This is a genomic window from Flavobacterium sp. XGLA_31, assembly GCF_051547105.1.
In the GTDB taxonomy this organism is placed as follows: domain Bacteria; phylum Bacteroidota; class Bacteroidia; order Flavobacteriales; family Flavobacteriaceae; genus Flavobacterium.
The window spans coordinates 1-16,030 of sequence record NZ_JBPTTM010000003.1; the positions used below are offsets into that span (position 1 = coordinate 1).

The following is a 16,030-nucleotide window of genomic DNA, read 5'->3' on the forward strand; positions in this document are numbered from 1 at the left end:
CCCCCTTTTTTTATCTTTTTTTTAATCCACTGATATCATGTAATTTGCAAATGCAGTTCGTCGATACTTTCAAAATCCAAAGATAAAACACCCCGGTAACCCAACCGAAAACCTGTCCGCTTTTGTCCGGAATTGTCCGCTTTTGTCTGCTTTTGTCCTAAATTGTCTGCTTTGAGCCAATTTTCAGGGGTTTTCTTCGGTACTTCTTCGATGCTTCTTCGGTACGCCTTCGGCAAAACAGCTCTTTTACCGAACAACTACCGAACAAAACACCTACAGCCCTGCTCCGACGGCAGCGGAATTCCTTTAAAACGAAAAAGGAAAAGGTGATAACGAACAGCGTTGCCAAAATCAAATACGACACTCCTGATTTTGAATTTAAAATATATACTGTACTTTTAAACCTTTAAAAGGTATACTATATATATGTCTAAACTTCCGCATATCGGCACGAGCATTTTTACGGTGATGTCGCAACTGGCTCATGAGCATGGAGCCATTAACTTATCACAGGGGTTTCCGAACTTTCCGGTAGATGAACGATTGACCACTATCGTAGCCCGACTGGCTCAAGAGAACATTCATCAATACGCGCCCATGGCCGGGTATCCACCTTTGCTGGAAAAGATAGTCCAACTTACCCAAGACTCTTATAATAGAGCGGTTTCTCCAAAAACAGAGGTATTGGTAACAGCGGGTGCCACGGAAGGTATTTTTGCAACGGTACAGGCATTAGTCAGATCAGGGGAAGAAGTGGTGATTTTGGACCCCAGCTATGATTGCTATGAAACTCCCATCCTATTGTGTGGTGCAAAACCCGTTCACATTTCCCTAAACGATGACTTTACACCAAATTGGGAGAACATCAGCAGGGCCGTGAACAGCGCAACACGAATGCTCATCATCAACAATCCGCACAATCCCACAGGGAAGATTTGGACAGCGACTGATTTTGAGTTTCTGGAAAAACTGGTAGCCTCCTACCCTAACCTTATTATATTGAGTGATGAAGTATACGAATATATTACTTTTGAAAAGAAACACATTTCGGTGCATCATCGTCCGAAACTTTGGGAACGCAGCATAAGTGTTTCCTCATTTGGCAAATCGTTTCATATCACGGGTTGGAAAGTGGGCTATCTGATAGCGCCGGAGCCGCTGATGCAGGAAATTAAAAAAGTGCATCAGTTTTTGGTTTTCAGTGTGAACAGTGTGGCGCAAATAGCGATTTCGGACTACTTAGACATTGTAAATGTAAACGAGCTTGGAAAATTCTATCAGGAGAAAAGAGATTTTTTCAGAGCACTGATGCAGCCTTGTCCGTTGGAACTGTTGCCTTGTGAGGGAACTTATTTCCAATTGGCTTCGTATGAAAAGATTTCAAAGGAAAACGATTTGGATTTCACCCGAAGACTGGTTACCGAATTCGGTGTAGCGGCAATACCGCTTTCTCCTTTTTATCACCATAAACCCGATTTGAAATTAATTCGTTTTTGCTTTGCCAAAGATGAAGAAACACTGAAAGAAGCAGCTAAACGACTGCAAAAGCTCTGATTACAGCTTGGTGTTTACGTGATGTCAACCTTCTTTTAAGCAAATCCACCGTAAAAAAATCTACTTTTGGCCCATGAAAGTATTCCAATTCGTATCTGTTGTTCTTTTTGCACTTGTCTTTTCAGGAGGACAGGCGCAATCGTCGAATAATAAATTGATACAAAAAGGCTGGGCCGAACTTGTAAAAGATAACGAAAATAAAGCCTTTCAATACTTTTGGGAGGCTAATGAAATGGCCCGAAAGCAAAACAATACCGAAGACAAAGCGGAATCCTATTTTTATCTGGGGATTTGTTCGTACGGTTCCAGTTTGGAAAAAGGCCTGCAATATGCTACCAAATCGCTCAACGAATACCATACTTTAGAAAAAACCAATACCACAAAAGCCACCATTGGAAGATACAAATGCCTGCAACTCATCAGTACGATTTACAGCCGGCAAAAGAAATACGACGACGCGCTCAGTCTGAGTAAAGAAGTAGTTTCCGAACTCGAAGACCAAAACGACTCCTCAGGCACACTGGGCTTGGCTTACAACAGCATCGGTGTGATTTATGAGTTAAAAAACGAAAATGAAGCAGCCGGACATTACTTTACGCTGGCATTAGCCGAATTTGAAAAGTTTAAAAATGTGGCGTATCTGCCGGTGACTTACTGCAAATTAGGCGAATGGTGTAAAAAGAAAAAACAAAAGCCGGAAAGCCTGAATTATTTCAAAAAGGCACTGACTTTGGCCGAAAAGACCGAGAACAAACAGGCCGAGGTCACGGCACTGCTGGCTTTAGGGAAATGGCATTTGGACTTTGACCGAAACTTTGTCGTTGCTGAGAACTATTGCAATCGAGCGCGAATTATCGCTATTGGCCTAAGTGATAAATTATTTGAAATCAAAACCATACAAACCCTCATTGAAATCAAAAAAGACCAAAGCAATTTTGAGGAAGTGAGCCAGCTGCAGAGCGAAATCATTACCATTAAAGACAGTTTTTATTCGGCCGAAAAAGAACAAATTGAAAAAAGTCTGGAAGTACAGTTTGAAGTTTCAGAAAAAAACAGAAAACTGAAACTGATTTCGGCAGAAAAAGAAGTTTCCAAGTTAACCAATTACCTTTTAATCAGTGTCTTGATTTTACTGATTATTGTTTTCTCCTTCTTGTACTTCTTCTTAAAAAGAATCAACAACAGAGACAAACAACTGTTGAAAGCCAAAGAAGAGTTAGTGCATTTAATGGAAGAACAAAAACAACTCAAGGAACAACAGTTCAATGACGATTTGGAACACAAAGAGAGCCAGCTGAGTGCCATTACCATTCAGATGCTGGAAAAAAACGAACTGCTGGATGAAATCAAAAATATCCTGAGCCGAAAAGACCCTAACACTGAAAGTGAACTTAAAAAACTGGTCAGCAAGTACACCATTCAGGATAAAAACTGGAAAGATTTTGACAACTATTTTGAAAGCGTCAACAAAAACTTTTACACGCGCCTCAAACAAAAATATCCTGAAATCAGTGCCAACGACTTAAAAATTTGTGCGCTTATCAAATTGAATCTTTCCATCAAAGAAATGGCTTCCATTTTGAACATTTCGCCGGACAGTGTGAAAACCGCCCGCCATCGTTTGCGTAAAAAACTGCAATTGAATACAGAAGAAAATCTGACTGACTTTATTCTCAGCGTTTAGCTAAAAACCCATTAAAACAGAGACTTGTTTACCTATTGTCAACCTGATAAAATCACTTTGTAACGCACTAATCCGTAGTTTTGTTTCAGAAAGTGCGACAAGTATATTTCACTAATTCAATCAAAAAAACAGCGTTATGAAAAACAATTATCTTTTAAGTCTGGTACTGACCCTCGCCATCAGCCAAGTAAACTTTGGTCAGGTAGTCAACGGGAACTTTGAAAATGTAAAGGCAAATCTTTTGCCCTCCAACTGGGGAATGACTTTTTTACAACAGGGCGGATTTGACCCGGAAACAGGGGAAGCTTTTGGCGATCAAATCCAGTATACCTGGTGCATTCCTTCTATGGTTTATGCCACTACCGAAGCACAATCCGGAGATTATGCCATGGAAATCTCCAATGCTTTCAATCTGACTCAAAACACTGTGATTCCCGGAATGGCCACTATTTTCAGTGATCCGGAGCAGGATGGTCCGGGCTGGAATCCGGGAATTCCCGTTCAAGCCACTGATGCTATTGACATGATTGGGTTTTACTATAAATTCATCCCGGCCGGCAATGATATCGCCGAAGCCCGAATTTCGGTTTATGATGCCAACAGCAACGAAATCGGCCATGCCAACATTGACATCTCGGGCACCAATAATCAATTTCAATACATCTATCAAACCATCAACTATACTTCCAATGCGCCCAGAGCCCACATGACCATTTCTTTTTCCATGGCCAAAGAAGGCTCTGTACCAACCTTCGGAAGCCGATTGGTGGTAGATAATGTTGTCACCAACTGGGCCGCTTTAAATTTGGCTACGCTCCCTTTTAGTTCAAGAATCAGTGTCTTTCCGACCTTGGTGACCGACGAATTGAACATAAACACCTTTGGCATGACCCAAGGTCCTGTTACGTATAAAATCACAAATTCCGAAGGCAAAGTGCTGACACAAAACACGGTAAATGAAAGCTCTGCTTATGTTTACACTATGGATGTGAGCAGTTTGAGTGCGGGCCTCTACTTTATTACCATCAACAGTTCACTGGGTAAAATCACCAAAAAGTTTATCAAGAAATAAAATTGGTTTATTTAAATAGGTTAGCGTTTTGAACCGAATAGCAGTCTTACTACTATTCGGTTTGTTTTTTTACGCGAATTACTTTTATATCTTTACTGAAAATAAAACACTATGGATTTTTCAGCAAAAATGCTTCGCGACAACGCCTTGGTTGACAAAGTAATCGTAATTACCGGCGGTGGCAGCGGTTTGGGCAAAGCCATGACCAAATACTTTATGGAATTGGGAGCCAAAGTCGCTATTACCTCCAGAGATCTGGAAAAACTAAAAAACACCGCTGCTGAACTGGAGCAACAAACCAACGGCAAATGCCTTGCGGTTCAATGTGATGTGCGCCATTACGACCAAGTAGAAGCCATGCTGGCCGAAGTGTTGAAAGCCTATGGAAAGGTGGATGTTTTATTGAATAACGCGGCGGGAAACTTCATTTCGCCCACCGAACGATTGTCGGCAAATGCTTTTGACACCATTATTGACATTGTACTGAAAGGTTCAAAAAACTGTACCCTGGCTTTTGGCAAACACTGGATAGCTGAAAAGCAAACCAACTGCACTGTTTTAAATATAGTGACCACCTATGCCTGGACCGGTTCCGGTTATGTGGTTCCAAGCGCCACAGCCAAAGCCGGTGTTTTGGCTATGACCCGAAGTTTGGCCGTGGAATGGGCCAAATACGGTATCCGTATGAATGCGATTGCACCCGGACCTTTCCCTACCAAGGGGGCTTGGGACCGACTGTTACCCGGTGACTTGGCGGAAAAATTTGATATGGCGAAGAAAGTTCCGTTGAGACGTGTGGGTGACCATCAGGAATTGGCCAATTTAGCAGCCTATTTGGTTTCCGATTTTTCAGCTTACGTCAACGGCGAAGTGGTGACTATTGACGGTGGTGAATGGTTACAAGGCGCAGGACAGTTTAATATTTTAGAAAAAATTCCTCAGGAAATGTGGGATATGCTGGAGATGATGATTAAAAACAAAGGAAGCAAATAGCCCGTGAGATTGAATTGCTTTCGGGTTACCAAAAAATCATTTTTTTCTTTTTTCTGAGCTCTTTTCTCACTCTCAAAACTTTACAAGATTGTTAACAAAATTCCGTTGGCAAACCCATAAATAATCGTATTTTTACGGCTCAAAATTTCAAAAAAATAAATGGGTAAAATCATTGCAATTGCCAATCAGAAAGGCGGTGTAGGCAAAACAACCACTTCGGTTAATTTGGCTGCATCACTGGGTGTTTTAGAAAAAAGAGTGTTATTAATAGATGCCGATCCTCAGGCCAACGCCAGCTCCGGCTTAGGCATAGATGTGGAAACTGTGGAGATGGGAACCTATCAGGTTTTGGAACACAGTAATACGCCGGCCGAAGCAACGATTACTTCCAGTTCCCCCAATGTTTGGGTGGTGCCGGCACATATCGATTTGGTGGCTATCGAAATCGAATTGGTCGACAAAGAAAACCGCGAGTACATGCTGAAACAAGCGTTGGAAAGCGTAAAAGACGACTACGACTACATACTGATTGACTGTGCTCCATCTTTGGGCTTATTAACCTTGAATGCTTTAACAGCTGCCGATAGTGTAGTCATCCCGATTCAATGCGAATACTTTGCTTTGGAAGGATTGGGCAAATTACTGAACACAATCAAAAGCGTACAAAAAATACACAACCCTAACCTGGATATTGAAGGCCTTTTGCTGACCATGTATGACTCGCGCTTGCGTTTGTCAAATCAAGTGGTAGAAGAAGTACAAAAACATTTTAACGACATGGTATTCAAAACCATCATTCAGCGTAATGTAAAATTAAGCGAAGCACCTAGTTTTGGAGAAAGTATCATTAACTTTGACGCCACAAGTCGCGGTGCCACCAATTATTTGAGTTTGGCACAAGAAATTATCAAGAAAAACAGTTAATACGCTATGGCAAAAGCTATAAAGAAACAAGCATTAGGCAGAGGATTATCGGCTTTATTGAAGGATCCTGAAAACGATATCAAAGCCGTTGGCGATAAGAATGCTGACAAAGTAGTAGGTAATATTATTGAATTGGATATTGATGCTATTGAAATCAATCCGTTTCAGCCCAGAACCAATTTCAACGAAGAACAACTTCAGGAATTGGCTTCTTCCATCAAGGAATTGGGACTTATCCAACCGATTACTGTACGCAAATTAGACTTTAACAAATACCAATTAATTTCGGGAGAACGCCGTCTTAGGGCTTCGAGATTGGTTGGTCTGACTACCGTTCCTGCTTACATTCGTATTGCGAATGACAATGAATCTTTGGTAATGGCTTTGGTTGAAAACATTCAACGTCATGACTTAGATCCTATAGAGATTGCACTATCGTACCAACGTTTGATTGATGAAATTCAATTGACGCAGGAGCAAATGAGTGAGCGCGTGGGTAAAAAACGTTCCACGATTGCCAACTATTTGCGTTTGTTGAAACTCGATCCGATTATCCAAACAGGAATCCGTGACGGCTTCATCAGTATGGGACACGGTCGTGCCATCATCAACATTGAAGACCAAGATGTACAAACGGACATTTACCAAAAAATTGTAAGTCAGAATCTTTCTGTTCGAGAGACAGAAGCTTTGGTAAAAAACTATCAGGACAGCCGCAAACCGGCTCCGGCCAAAGCGCAAAAAGGAACTGCTTTTACCATCCCTGAAGAACAGAAGAAAGCGTTTGTTAACTTCTTCGGAACCAAAATTGATGTAAAAGTAGCCGGTAACGGAAAAGGAAAAATCACCATTCCATTTCATTCGGAAGAAGATTTTAACCGTATTATCAAACTCATCAAAGGGTAGTGAATCGTCTGATTTACATAGCACTGTTTGTATTCTTTTTGGGAAACCTGTCCGTATTTGCTCAACAAATCGACACGCCTCTAGTAGCCAAAGATACCGTGAAAGCTCCGGCAATTAATCCGCTGGCTCCTTCCAAAGCCGCTTTTTACTCTGCCATAGTACCCGGATTGGGGCAGGCTTACAATAAAAAATACTGGAAGATTCCCATTGTTTACGGGGCCATTGGAACCAGTCTTTATTTTTACATTTCGAACAATAAAAAATACCACAACTATCGGGATGCCTATAAAGCCCGTTTAGCGGGAGAGCCTGATGATTACCAATATTTGGACACGAGTCGGTTGGTTCAGGCACAGCGCTTTTACCAAAGAAACAGGGATTTATCGCTTTTTGTTACAGTTGGTTTTTACATTCTCAACATAGTGGACGCCAATGTAGATGCCCATTTACTGCAGTTCAATGTTAGTGACAAATTATCTTTCCAACCTGATGTGTATCAAAATGACATCAACTACAAAACCAATTTGGGGTTAACCTTAAACTATAAATTTTAGATGAAAATAGCACTGCTGGGATATGGCAAAATGGGAAAAGTGATTGAAAGAATCGCTTTGGAGAGAGGACACGAAATTGTATTAAAAAAAGACGGAACGAATACCTTTGAAGGACTTTCAAAGGCTGATGTCGCTATTGATTTCAGTGTACCAGCAGCAGCAGTGACCAACATTTCAACCTGTTTTGAAACCGGAGTTCCCGTGGTATCAGGCACTACCGGCTGGTTAGAGCATTATGAGAAAATGGTTGCGTTGTGTCAGCAAAAGGACGGAGCCTTCATCTATGGCTCTAATTTTAGTTTGGGAGTAAACTTATTTTTTGAGCTCAACACTTATTTAGCCAAAATGATGGCAAAATTCAGTTCGGTGTACAAGGTTTCTATGGAAGAAATTCACCATACTCAGAAACTGGATGCTCCAAGCGGTACCGCCATTTCATTAGCTAACGACATTATCAAAAATTCAGATTACACCTCCTGGACCTTAGAAAACCCTTCTGAAAATCAAATCCACATTGATGCGCAGCGCATTGAAAATGTTCCGGGAACACACAGTGTATTCTACAATTCTGATGTTGATTTCATCGAAATTAAACACTTGGCACACAATCGCGAAGGCTTTGCTTTAGGCGCTGTATTGGCTGCTGAATGGATAATCGGAAAAAAAGGAGTCTTCTCCATGAAAGATGTTTTAGATTTGAAGTAACAAAACATTTAAAAACAATACCAATTAAAAGTTAATTTAAAAAATAGCGTATGTCATTATATCAATGGTTTATATTCTTTCTGGCTGTACAATTGATTCACGGACTGGGAACATGGAAATTATACGAAAAAGCAGGAAGAGCAAGATGGGCCGCATTTGTACCGGTTTATAATTCTATTACCTTGATGAAAATCATCAACCGTCCGACTTGGTGGACCGTCTTATTATTCATTCCCATCATCAACCTAATCATGTTTCCTGTGATTTGGGTAGAAACTTTGAGAAGTTTTGGCAAAAACTCAACGGCAGATACCTGGCTGGGCATTTTTACTTTTGGTTTCTACATTTATTTGATTAACTACACACAAGATGTTAAATACATTGCTGACCGCAGTCTGGTAGCCACAACTAAAACCGGTGATACTGTAAGTTCGTTACTTTTTGCTATAGTCGTAGCAACTCTGGTTCATACCTACGTGATGCAACCGTTTACGATTCCCACTTCTTCCTTGGAAAAATCATTACTGATAGGGGATTTTCTTTTCGTGAGTAAGTTTCATTACGGAGCTCGAACGCCAATGACTACCGTGGCTGCGCCGATGGTTCACGACACCCTTCCGATTGTCAAAACAAAATCCTATTTGAGTTGGCCGCAACTGCCCTACTTTAGATTTCCGGGATTCCAGAAAATTGAGAAGAATGACATTGTCGTTTTCAACTGGCCGGCCGATACCGTTTATAAATTCTTTGATACTTCAGGGAGAAGTATTGTAAAACCTATTGACAAAAAATCAAACTATGTAAAACGTTGTCAAGGTACACCGGGCGATTCGTTACAAATCAAAAATGGCGTGGTGTTCATTAACGGAAAAGAATTAATCCTTCCGGAGAGAGCCAAACCGCAACACATTCATAAAGTATACGCTAAAGGCGGTGTCAACACTGACCTTATCAGAAATGCAGGTTCTACAGAATACGACAGGACCTTTGAAGTTCAGTTTAGCAGTAAGGAACAGGCTGATGCGATTGGTTCTTATATCAAGCGTGCCCAAGAAATTAACAAAGGAACCGGAACGTACCAAGTAAAAACGCAGGCCACCGGGATTCCGTTAAAATTAATTCAGGATTTTGCTATCAATATACAAGAAGTTTACGATTATGAAGTCGATGCAGATTTAACTGATGCTGCCGCTGAAAAACTGAGAAAAAATGCCACCATTGATTCCGTGGTAAAAATTGTATTGCCTATTGATCCTGCCAACCAAGGAATGTTTCCACAAAACAACCACTGGAGCTTAGATAACTTTGGCCCTATTTACATCCCTGAAGCTGGAAAAACCGTATCATTAAACTTGCAATCGTTGCCTTTTTACAAAAAAATCATCAAGGAATACGAAAAGCACGACTTGAAAGTAGTGGGCAATGATATTTATATAGACAATAAAAAAGCTACCACTTATACATTTGGACAAAACTATTACTGGATGATGGGAGATAACCGTCACAACTCCGAGGACAGCCGCTACTGGGGCTATGTTCCGGAAGACCATATCGTAGGAAAGCCGGTATTCATCTGGATGAGTTGGGACAGCAACGGAAAAGGGCTCAACAAAATTCGTTGGGAGCGTTTGTTTACAACCGTTAGCGGTGAAGGACAACCACAATCCTACTTTAAGTATTTCTTAGGCTTGCTGATTTTATACTTTGTAGGTGATTATTTCTGGAAAAAGAAAAAAGCGAACAACAGTTAATTGGAAGATTCGCCAATTTGAAAATTAAAAGTCATATGGTCATGCAGACTTTATGACTTTTTATTTAAAAAAGACTATCATAATGAACAACATCATCATACATCCTTGCTACTTCCCTTCTATCAGTCACTTTGTTGCCTTGGCAAAGGCAGATATGGTGACATTTGAAATGGAAGACAATTTTCAGAAGCAAACCAATCGCAACCGTATGTACATCTACAGTCCGAATGGGATTCAACTGCTTAACATTCCTGTAAAACACAGCAGAGAGGCCCATCAACGCATTAAGGAAGTACGAATTGAAAATGACTTTGACTGGCAAAAACAACACTTCAAATCATTGGAAGCCGCTTACCGATCTTCGCCTTTCTTTGAATACTTTGAAGATGCTATCGCACCTGTTTTTCAAAAGAAACACGAATTCCTGATGGACTTAAATCTGGAAACTATGTCGATTGTATCAAATTGCCTTGGATTGGACTTTACATACGATGAAAGTACAGAGTACTTTCTTGAGGTAGACAACAAAACCGATTTTCGTCATTTGATTAACGGCAAAAAAGACAACTCGCTTTTCGAACCTTACACTCAGGTTTTTGGCGAAAAACACGGGTATTTAAACAATCTCAGTATTTTGGATTTATTGTTCAATGAAGGACGACATGCCTTAGATTATCTGAAGAAACAACAACTTTAAGTTATTCTGTAAAAGACAATCGGGTCATAATTGGAAAGTGATCGGAGTTCTCAAATTGGGCGAAAGTGGTAAAACTTTTCACTTTCATTTTTTTGCCGGCAAAAATGTAATCGATACGCGCCGGATAGTACTTGAACTTGTACGTTTGTCCAAAACCGTTTCCGGCTTCTTCAAAACAATCGTTCAAATCAGCTTTAATATTACGGTAGATGTATGAAAACGGACTGTTATTCATATCACCACAAATAATTAACGGATAGTGACAGTCTTTTTTATGATTCACTAAAATGTCCGCTTGCTGTTGTTGCTTTTTGAAGGCTTCTCGGATTCGGGTAAATAATTGTTCCGATTTACTTTTATTAATGGCATCTACGTTTTCTTGTATTTCATTTACGTCAGGCGAAATTTTGATGGACTGCAAATGAATGTTGTATACGCGAATGGTATCTTTTCCTTTGCGTATATCGGCGTAAATGATGTTGTTTCCCGCTTCCGGAATTTTGAAATCGCCCTGATTGAAAATAGGGTATTTGGAAAAAATAGCTTGTCCGGTTCTGATTTTCTTGCCTTCCATAAAAATGGCTTTGTACTTATAGACTCTCAAATCTACTTTGGCATTTTCTGAATACTCCTGAATACAAAGTATGTCGGGATTTTGTTCGTTGATGAACGTTAGGATTTCCTCACCAACATTGCGGTCCTTTATCCAATCAAACAAATTGAAGAGGCGAACATTATAGCTCATTACCGTAAAATCCTTTTCTTCCGGAGCTGTATCATTAGAGGAGAACTTGTAAAATTTATTGATAAAAGTAATTCCCAGCAAAAGTACTAACCCGGAAAGAATGAGTTGTCGTTTTAACTGCAACAACCAATAGACAAAAAACAGACCGTTCAACAGAAGGAATAGAGGCAAAATTAAGGTAAGAACCGAAAGTAACGGAAACATTTTTGGTGCCAAAAAGGGCAAAACATAAGCAACAAACGTCAATACAGTCACGACTATATTCAACGCAAAAATCACTTTGTTAAACCACGATAGTTTTTTCATTCCTATTATTTACCGGCTTTAAACAGAAATTCTTTTTCCTCTGTCGTTAGGCTGTCATAGCCTGACTGACTGATTTTATCCAGAATTTCGTCCAACTGTTGTTGGGTTTTATCTTTGGCTACAATTTTACTTTCTCTTTTTACAGCAGGCTTTTTGGGGTTGACATGTACCTTTTTAAACGGGGTTGTTTTTTTCGGACGGAATAAATTGGCAAAAAAGTCAATTATAGTACTCACTATCCGACTCATATCAGTACCGTTTTGCAATAACTTAATGTAAATATAACCAAAAAAGGCGCCGCTCAAATGCGCAATATGACCGCCGGTATTATCCAACTGAATTTGCAATAAATCCAACAAAAGCAAGACGGCTGTGATGTGCCAAAGTTTGACATTGCCAATCAACAACAACCGAATATTCATCAAAGGTTGATAGGTTGTTGTTCCCACTAAAAGAGCCATAATAGCTCCCGAAGCCCCAACCATAACTGAAACCTTATTCAAAAAATAAAAACTCAACACAAAGCACAAACCTGAAAAGACGGCACTAAGCAGATACAGTCCCAAGTATTGTTTTTGAGTAAAGAAAGTCAGGAACAACCGACTGGCAAAATTCAACACCATCATGTTGAAAAATAAATGCCAAAATCCACCGTGTAAAAAGGCATAGGTAAGTAAGGTCCAGGGATAATGCAATACTTCCATAGGTTCAGAAACAAGCTGAAGCCAATTGGGGAAATCAAACTGCCCGATTTGGAACTGATAGAAAATTAGGGACAAAAGAAAAATCCCCACATTCCAATAAATCATCTTATTGGCAATGCCACCTATTTTGTATTGAAACTTTAAATCGTCAATAATACTACTCATGATTTAATTCCATCGATTTTTATTAAACTGATTTCTCTTCCAGTACCACATCATGATAAAACCGGTAACGGCACCTCCTACGTGAGCAAAGTGAGCAATTCCTGTTCCTCCGCTCCCAAAAATAGAACTCCCTTTAAAACCTAAGATCAAATCTACCGCCAATAAGCCCGGAACAAAATATTTGGCCTTAATAGGAATCGGAATAAACATAATACCCAATTCGGCCATAGGGAACATAAAAGCAAAAGCCGTTAACAATCCGTATATGGCACCGGAAGCCCCCAGTGAAGGTATGTTATATGAAAAATAAAGTTGTTCAAGTGTCGATACCGGAACCAATTCCGCTATACTGTTATTGTATTTTCCCTCTTGCAATAGAGCCATAACATCACCTTGCGAAACATGGGCGTTTTGTAACGCTTCTAAAGCCTGATGGTATTCAAAATAATTAAATCCGGTGTGCAACAAAGCAGCTCCCAGACCACATGAAATATAAAAGAAAATGAACTTTTTGGCGCCCCAAAAATGCTCCAAGGCACTCCCGAAAGACACCAAGGCAAACATATTGAACACAATATGCATCAAGTTCGGCATTTGAGCATGCATAAACATGCTGGTCAAGGGTTGCCAGATTCTGAAATTGGAATTTTCAGGATAATACAAGGCAAACAATTTGTACGCTACATCTCCGACATAATTGGAGCCGATATAAAATATAATATTAATAATCAGTAACTGCTTAACAGTTTCGGTCATTCGCATCATAGACTGAATTTTTTATCTAAATCTTCCACACTCATCGTAATGAAAGTAGGTTTTTGAAAAGGAGACACATTCGGTTCTTTACAGGCAAAGAGATTGTGCACCAGGTTTTCTTGTTCTTTTTCGGTCAAATAGGTTCCGGTTTTTACTGCCAAACTGCGTGCCATCGACTTGGCAATGGTGTCGTTTTGGCAAAAACTACTGTCGGGAATCCCGTCTTGTAAGTCACTCAATAACTCTTCCAAAACGATGGAAATTTCACTTTCGGTCACATTGACAGGCAAACCCGAAATCATAATATGATCCTCGTTGATTTCTTCAAATACAAAACCGGTATTTTCTAAAGAGGATTGCAATTCGCGCAATAGGTTAATTTCGGCCACCGAAAAAAACAACTGCAACGGAAACAACATTTGCTGGCTCGAAGCCTTATGCACTGTCATACTTGTTAGGAATGCTTCATACAAAATGCGTTCGTGTGCCCGCTTCTGATTGATAATCACCATACCCGATTTGATAGGGCTTACAATGTATTTTTTATGAATTTGATAGGTACGTTTAACTTCCTGTTCTATTTCATTTTCTTCAAACAACGAAGAGGTCACGGCCTCATTTTCAAAAGTCATTTCAGCGATATCATGCGTGGCCTGTTTGAGTCCCACATATAAGCTTTCCCAACTGGGTTGTGCTTCTTTTTTATAATGAGAAGCCGATGAAAATGACTTATTGGGCTTTTCGTCCGCAAACGGATTGAACGTACTATCCACCTGAATGGTGGGATATTCAGCTTCTTTATTCTGATATTGATACGGGGTATCCAAATTGGGATCGCGATCAAAATCGAGTACGGGCGCTACGTTAAATTGTCCCAAACTGTGTTTAATCGAAGAGCGCAAGATGGCATACAAAGCATGCTCATCGTCAAACTTGATTTCTGTTTTCGTAGGATGAATGTTGATATCAATGGTATGCGGCGGCACTTCCAAATAAAGAAAATAACTGGGTTGCGCGCCGTCTTTTAACAATCCTTCATAAGCGGCCATAACCGCATGGTGCAGGTAACCACTTTTGATAAACCGGTCGTTGACAAAAAAGAATTGCTCCCCCCTGTTTTTCTTAGCGAATTCCGGTTTTCCGATAAAACCGTGCAGGTTTACAATTTCGGTTTCTTCCTTAACGGGAACCAGCTTTTCATTGGTCTTTCCGGCAAAGATATTGACAATGCGTTGTCTGAAATTGGAAATCGGCAAGTTGAACATCTCACTGCCGTTATGGTACATCGTAAAATGAATATTCGGGTGTGCCATGGCTACCCGTTGAAATTCATCCACAATATGTCGTTGCTCTACCGTTTCTGATTTGAGGAAATTGCGGCGTGCGGGTATGTTAAAAAATAAATTTTTGATGGCAAACGAGGTTCCTTTGGGCAAAACCGCCGGTTCCTGAGAAACAAACTTACTACCTTCAATGATGATATGGATACCTAACTCCTCTTGGTCTTGTTTGGTTTTCATTTCCACATGAGCAATCGCGGCTATAGAAGCTAAGGCTTCTCCGCGAAATCCTTTGGTATGCAACGAAAACAAGTCTTCCGCCTGACGGATTTTGGAAGTGGCATGCCGCTCGAAACAGAGGCGCGAGTCGGTTACGCTCATTCCTTTACCGTTATCAATCACCTGAATCAACGATTTTCCGGCGTCTTTAATAATCAGTTTTATATCGGTAGCATTGGCATCAACGGCATTTTCTAATAATTCTTTTACCACAGAGGCCGGTCTTTGCACCACCTCGCCGGCAGCTATTTGGTTGGCAACGTGATCAGGAAGTAATTGAATTATGCTTGACATTTAATAGTATTCAGTGTTCAGTAAATGGGTTAACTGTGGTAAAACCAAAGTAAGCAAATTTAAGGAAAAAGTAATCGGATTTACTGTTAATCATTGGCTAAAAATAAAAAACCTATTCACAAGGGAATAGGCTATCATTTTAATTAAAAAAGGTAAAAAATTACATTGTCTTTCTCCTTAAATCCGCCATTTTAATGGCAGCTATGGCTGCTTCGGTTCCTTTGTTCCCATGAATGCCGCCGCTTCGGTCGATAGATTGTTGCTCGTTGTTATCGGTCAGCAAACAAAAAATAACCGGCACATCGGTTTGTACATTCAGGTCTTTGATGCCTTGCGTCACGCCCTCGCAGACAAATTCAAAATGCATCGTTTCACCTTTGATGACACATCCTATAGTAATGACCACATCCACTTCCTGAGTGACAATCATTCTTTGGGCGCCGTAAACCAATTCAAAACTTCCCGGAACATTCCAACGAATCAAATTTTCGGGCAGTGCGCCACAGTCTAATAGTGCTTCCTCTGCCCCTTTGTAAAGTCCGTTTGTAATGTGGTCGTTCCATTCAGAAACCACAATACCAAAGCGAAAATCCTTTGCATTGGGAAGTTCATTTTTGTTATAATCAGACAAATTTTTGTTTGCAGTAGCCATAGTATATGT

The 16,030-nt window shown here is 40.2% G+C and carries 15 protein-coding genes; 10 read left to right on the plus strand and 5 right to left on the minus strand.

The annotated features are described in order from the left end of the window. Nucleotides 1-426 precede the first annotated feature (426 nt). From ACSVH6_RS06525 to ACSVH6_RS06570, 10 genes are all read left to right on the plus strand, one after another. The gene (locus tag ACSVH6_RS06525) at nt 427-1,554 is read left to right on the plus strand and encodes a methionine aminotransferase (protein WP_438076740.1); all 1,128 of its coding nucleotides are present in this window, start codon (nt 427-429) and stop codon (nt 1,552-1,554) included. Nucleotides 1,555-1,627: 73 nt separating this feature from the next. Next, nucleotides 1,628-3,238 (plus strand): transcriptional regulator, encoded by a 1,611-nt coding sequence (locus ACSVH6_RS06530; protein ID WP_438076741.1) that lies wholly within the window; start codon nt 1,628-1,630, stop codon nt 3,236-3,238. 136 nt (nt 3,239-3,374) lie between these two features. Next, a complete protein-coding gene (locus ACSVH6_RS06535) occupies nt 3,375-4,310 on the plus strand; it encodes a T9SS type A sorting domain-containing protein (RefSeq protein WP_438076743.1) in 936 nt (311 codons plus the stop codon). Nucleotides 4,311-4,421: 111 nt separating this feature from the next. Next, complete coding sequence (locus ACSVH6_RS06540; RefSeq protein WP_438076745.1) at nt 4,422-5,303, plus strand: SDR family oxidoreductase; 882 nt, start codon at nt 4,422-4,424, stop codon at nt 5,301-5,303. 159 nt (nt 5,304-5,462) lie between these two features. Then, on the plus strand, nt 5,463-6,227 hold the full coding sequence (locus ACSVH6_RS06545) for a ParA family protein (RefSeq protein ID WP_438076747.1): 765 nt from the start codon (nt 5,463-5,465) through the stop codon (nt 6,225-6,227). A gap of 6 nt (nt 6,228-6,233) precedes the next feature. Next, nucleotides 6,234-7,133 (plus strand): ParB/RepB/Spo0J family partition protein, encoded by a 900-nt coding sequence (locus ACSVH6_RS06550; protein ID WP_438076749.1) that lies wholly within the window; start codon nt 6,234-6,236, stop codon nt 7,131-7,133. After that, nucleotides 7,133-7,687: a DUF5683 domain-containing protein gene (locus ACSVH6_RS06555; RefSeq protein ID WP_438076751.1), complete on the plus strand. Its 555-nt coding sequence runs from the start codon at nt 7,133-7,135 to the stop codon at nt 7,685-7,687. Before ACSVH6_RS06550 ends, ACSVH6_RS06555 begins: the two co-directional genes overlap by 1 nt. Then, complete coding sequence (gene dapB, locus ACSVH6_RS06560) at nt 7,688-8,392, plus strand: 4-hydroxy-tetrahydrodipicolinate reductase (protein WP_438076753.1); 705 nt, start codon at nt 7,688-7,690, stop codon at nt 8,390-8,392. A gap of 50 nt (nt 8,393-8,442) precedes the next feature. Then, complete coding sequence (gene lepB, locus ACSVH6_RS06565; protein WP_438076755.1) at nt 8,443-10,143, plus strand: signal peptidase I; 1,701 nt, start codon at nt 8,443-8,445, stop codon at nt 10,141-10,143. Nucleotides 10,144-10,225: 82 nt separating this feature from the next. Then, the gene (locus tag ACSVH6_RS06570; RefSeq protein ID WP_438076757.1) at nt 10,226-10,840 is read left to right on the plus strand and encodes a WbqC family protein; all 615 of its coding nucleotides are present in this window, start codon (nt 10,226-10,228) and stop codon (nt 10,838-10,840) included. A gap of 1 nt (nt 10,841) precedes the next feature. Here ACSVH6_RS06570 and ACSVH6_RS06575 read toward each other — a convergent pair whose 3' ends face one another. The 5 genes from ACSVH6_RS06575 to ribH all read right to left on the minus strand — a co-directional run bounded on the left by ACSVH6_RS06575 (nt 10,842) and on the right by ribH (nt 16,021). Then, entirely contained in the window at nt 10,842-11,891 is a 1,050-nt protein-coding gene (locus ACSVH6_RS06575; RefSeq protein WP_438076759.1) for an endonuclease/exonuclease/phosphatase family protein, read from the minus strand. Nucleotides 11,892-11,896: 5 nt separating this feature from the next. Next, entirely contained in the window at nt 11,897-12,760 is an 864-nt protein-coding gene (locus ACSVH6_RS06580; protein WP_438076761.1) for a rhomboid family intramembrane serine protease, read from the minus strand. A 3-nt stretch (nt 12,761-12,763) separates the two neighbouring features. Continuing rightward, complete coding sequence (locus ACSVH6_RS06585) at nt 12,764-13,525, minus strand: rhomboid family intramembrane serine protease (protein ID WP_438076763.1); 762 nt, start codon at nt 13,523-13,525, stop codon at nt 12,764-12,766. Beyond that, nucleotides 13,522-15,369 carry a DNA mismatch repair endonuclease MutL gene (gene mutL / locus ACSVH6_RS06590; RefSeq protein WP_438076765.1) on the minus strand — a complete coding sequence of 616 codons (1,848 nt, stop codon included), beginning with the start codon at nt 15,367-15,369 and terminating at the stop codon, nt 13,522-13,524. The genes ACSVH6_RS06585 and mutL overlap by 4 nt, the downstream gene beginning before the upstream one ends. 160 nt (nt 15,370-15,529) lie before the next feature. After that, a complete protein-coding gene (gene ribH / locus ACSVH6_RS06595) occupies nt 15,530-16,021 on the minus strand; it encodes a 6,7-dimethyl-8-ribityllumazine synthase (RefSeq protein ID WP_438076767.1) in 492 nt (163 codons plus the stop codon). Between the last annotated feature and the right edge of the window lie 9 nt (nt 16,022-16,030).

Coding starts and splice junctions, on each gene's coding strand:
- ACSVH6_RS06525 (WP_438076740.1), top strand. CDS start 427: ATGTCTAAACTTCCGCATATCGGCACGAGCATTTTTACGGTGATGTCG.
- ACSVH6_RS06530 (WP_438076741.1), top strand. CDS start 1,628: ATGAAAGTATTCCAATTCGTATCTGTTGTTCTTTTTGCACTTGTCTTT.
- ACSVH6_RS06535 (WP_438076743.1), top strand. CDS start 3,375: ATGAAAAACAATTATCTTTTAAGTCTGGTACTGACCCTCGCCATCAGC.
- ACSVH6_RS06540 (WP_438076745.1), top strand. CDS start 4,422: ATGGATTTTTCAGCAAAAATGCTTCGCGACAACGCCTTGGTTGACAAA.
- ACSVH6_RS06545 (WP_438076747.1), top strand. CDS start 5,463: ATGGGTAAAATCATTGCAATTGCCAATCAGAAAGGCGGTGTAGGCAAA.
- ACSVH6_RS06550 (WP_438076749.1), top strand. CDS start 6,234: ATGGCAAAAGCTATAAAGAAACAAGCATTAGGCAGAGGATTATCGGCT.
- dapB (WP_438076753.1), top strand. CDS start 7,688: ATGAAAATAGCACTGCTGGGATATGGCAAAATGGGAAAAGTGATTGAA.
- lepB (WP_438076755.1), top strand. CDS start 8,443: ATGTCATTATATCAATGGTTTATATTCTTTCTGGCTGTACAATTGATT.
- ACSVH6_RS06570 (WP_438076757.1), top strand. CDS start 10,226: ATGAACAACATCATCATACATCCTTGCTACTTCCCTTCTATCAGTCAC.
- ACSVH6_RS06575 (WP_438076759.1), bottom strand. CDS start 11,891: ATGAAAAAACTATCGTGGTTTAACAAAGTGATTTTTGCGTTGAATATA.
- ACSVH6_RS06580 (WP_438076761.1), bottom strand. CDS start 12,760: ATGAGTAGTATTATTGACGATTTAAAGTTTCAATACAAAATAGGTGGC.
- ACSVH6_RS06585 (WP_438076763.1), bottom strand. CDS start 13,525: ATGATGCGAATGACCGAAACTGTTAAGCAGTTACTGATTATTAATATT.
- mutL (WP_438076765.1), bottom strand. CDS start 15,369: ATGTCAAGCATAATTCAATTACTTCCTGATCACGTTGCCAACCAAATA.
- ribH (WP_438076767.1), bottom strand. CDS start 16,021: ATGGCTACTGCAAACAAAAATTTGTCTGATTATAACAAAAATGAACTT.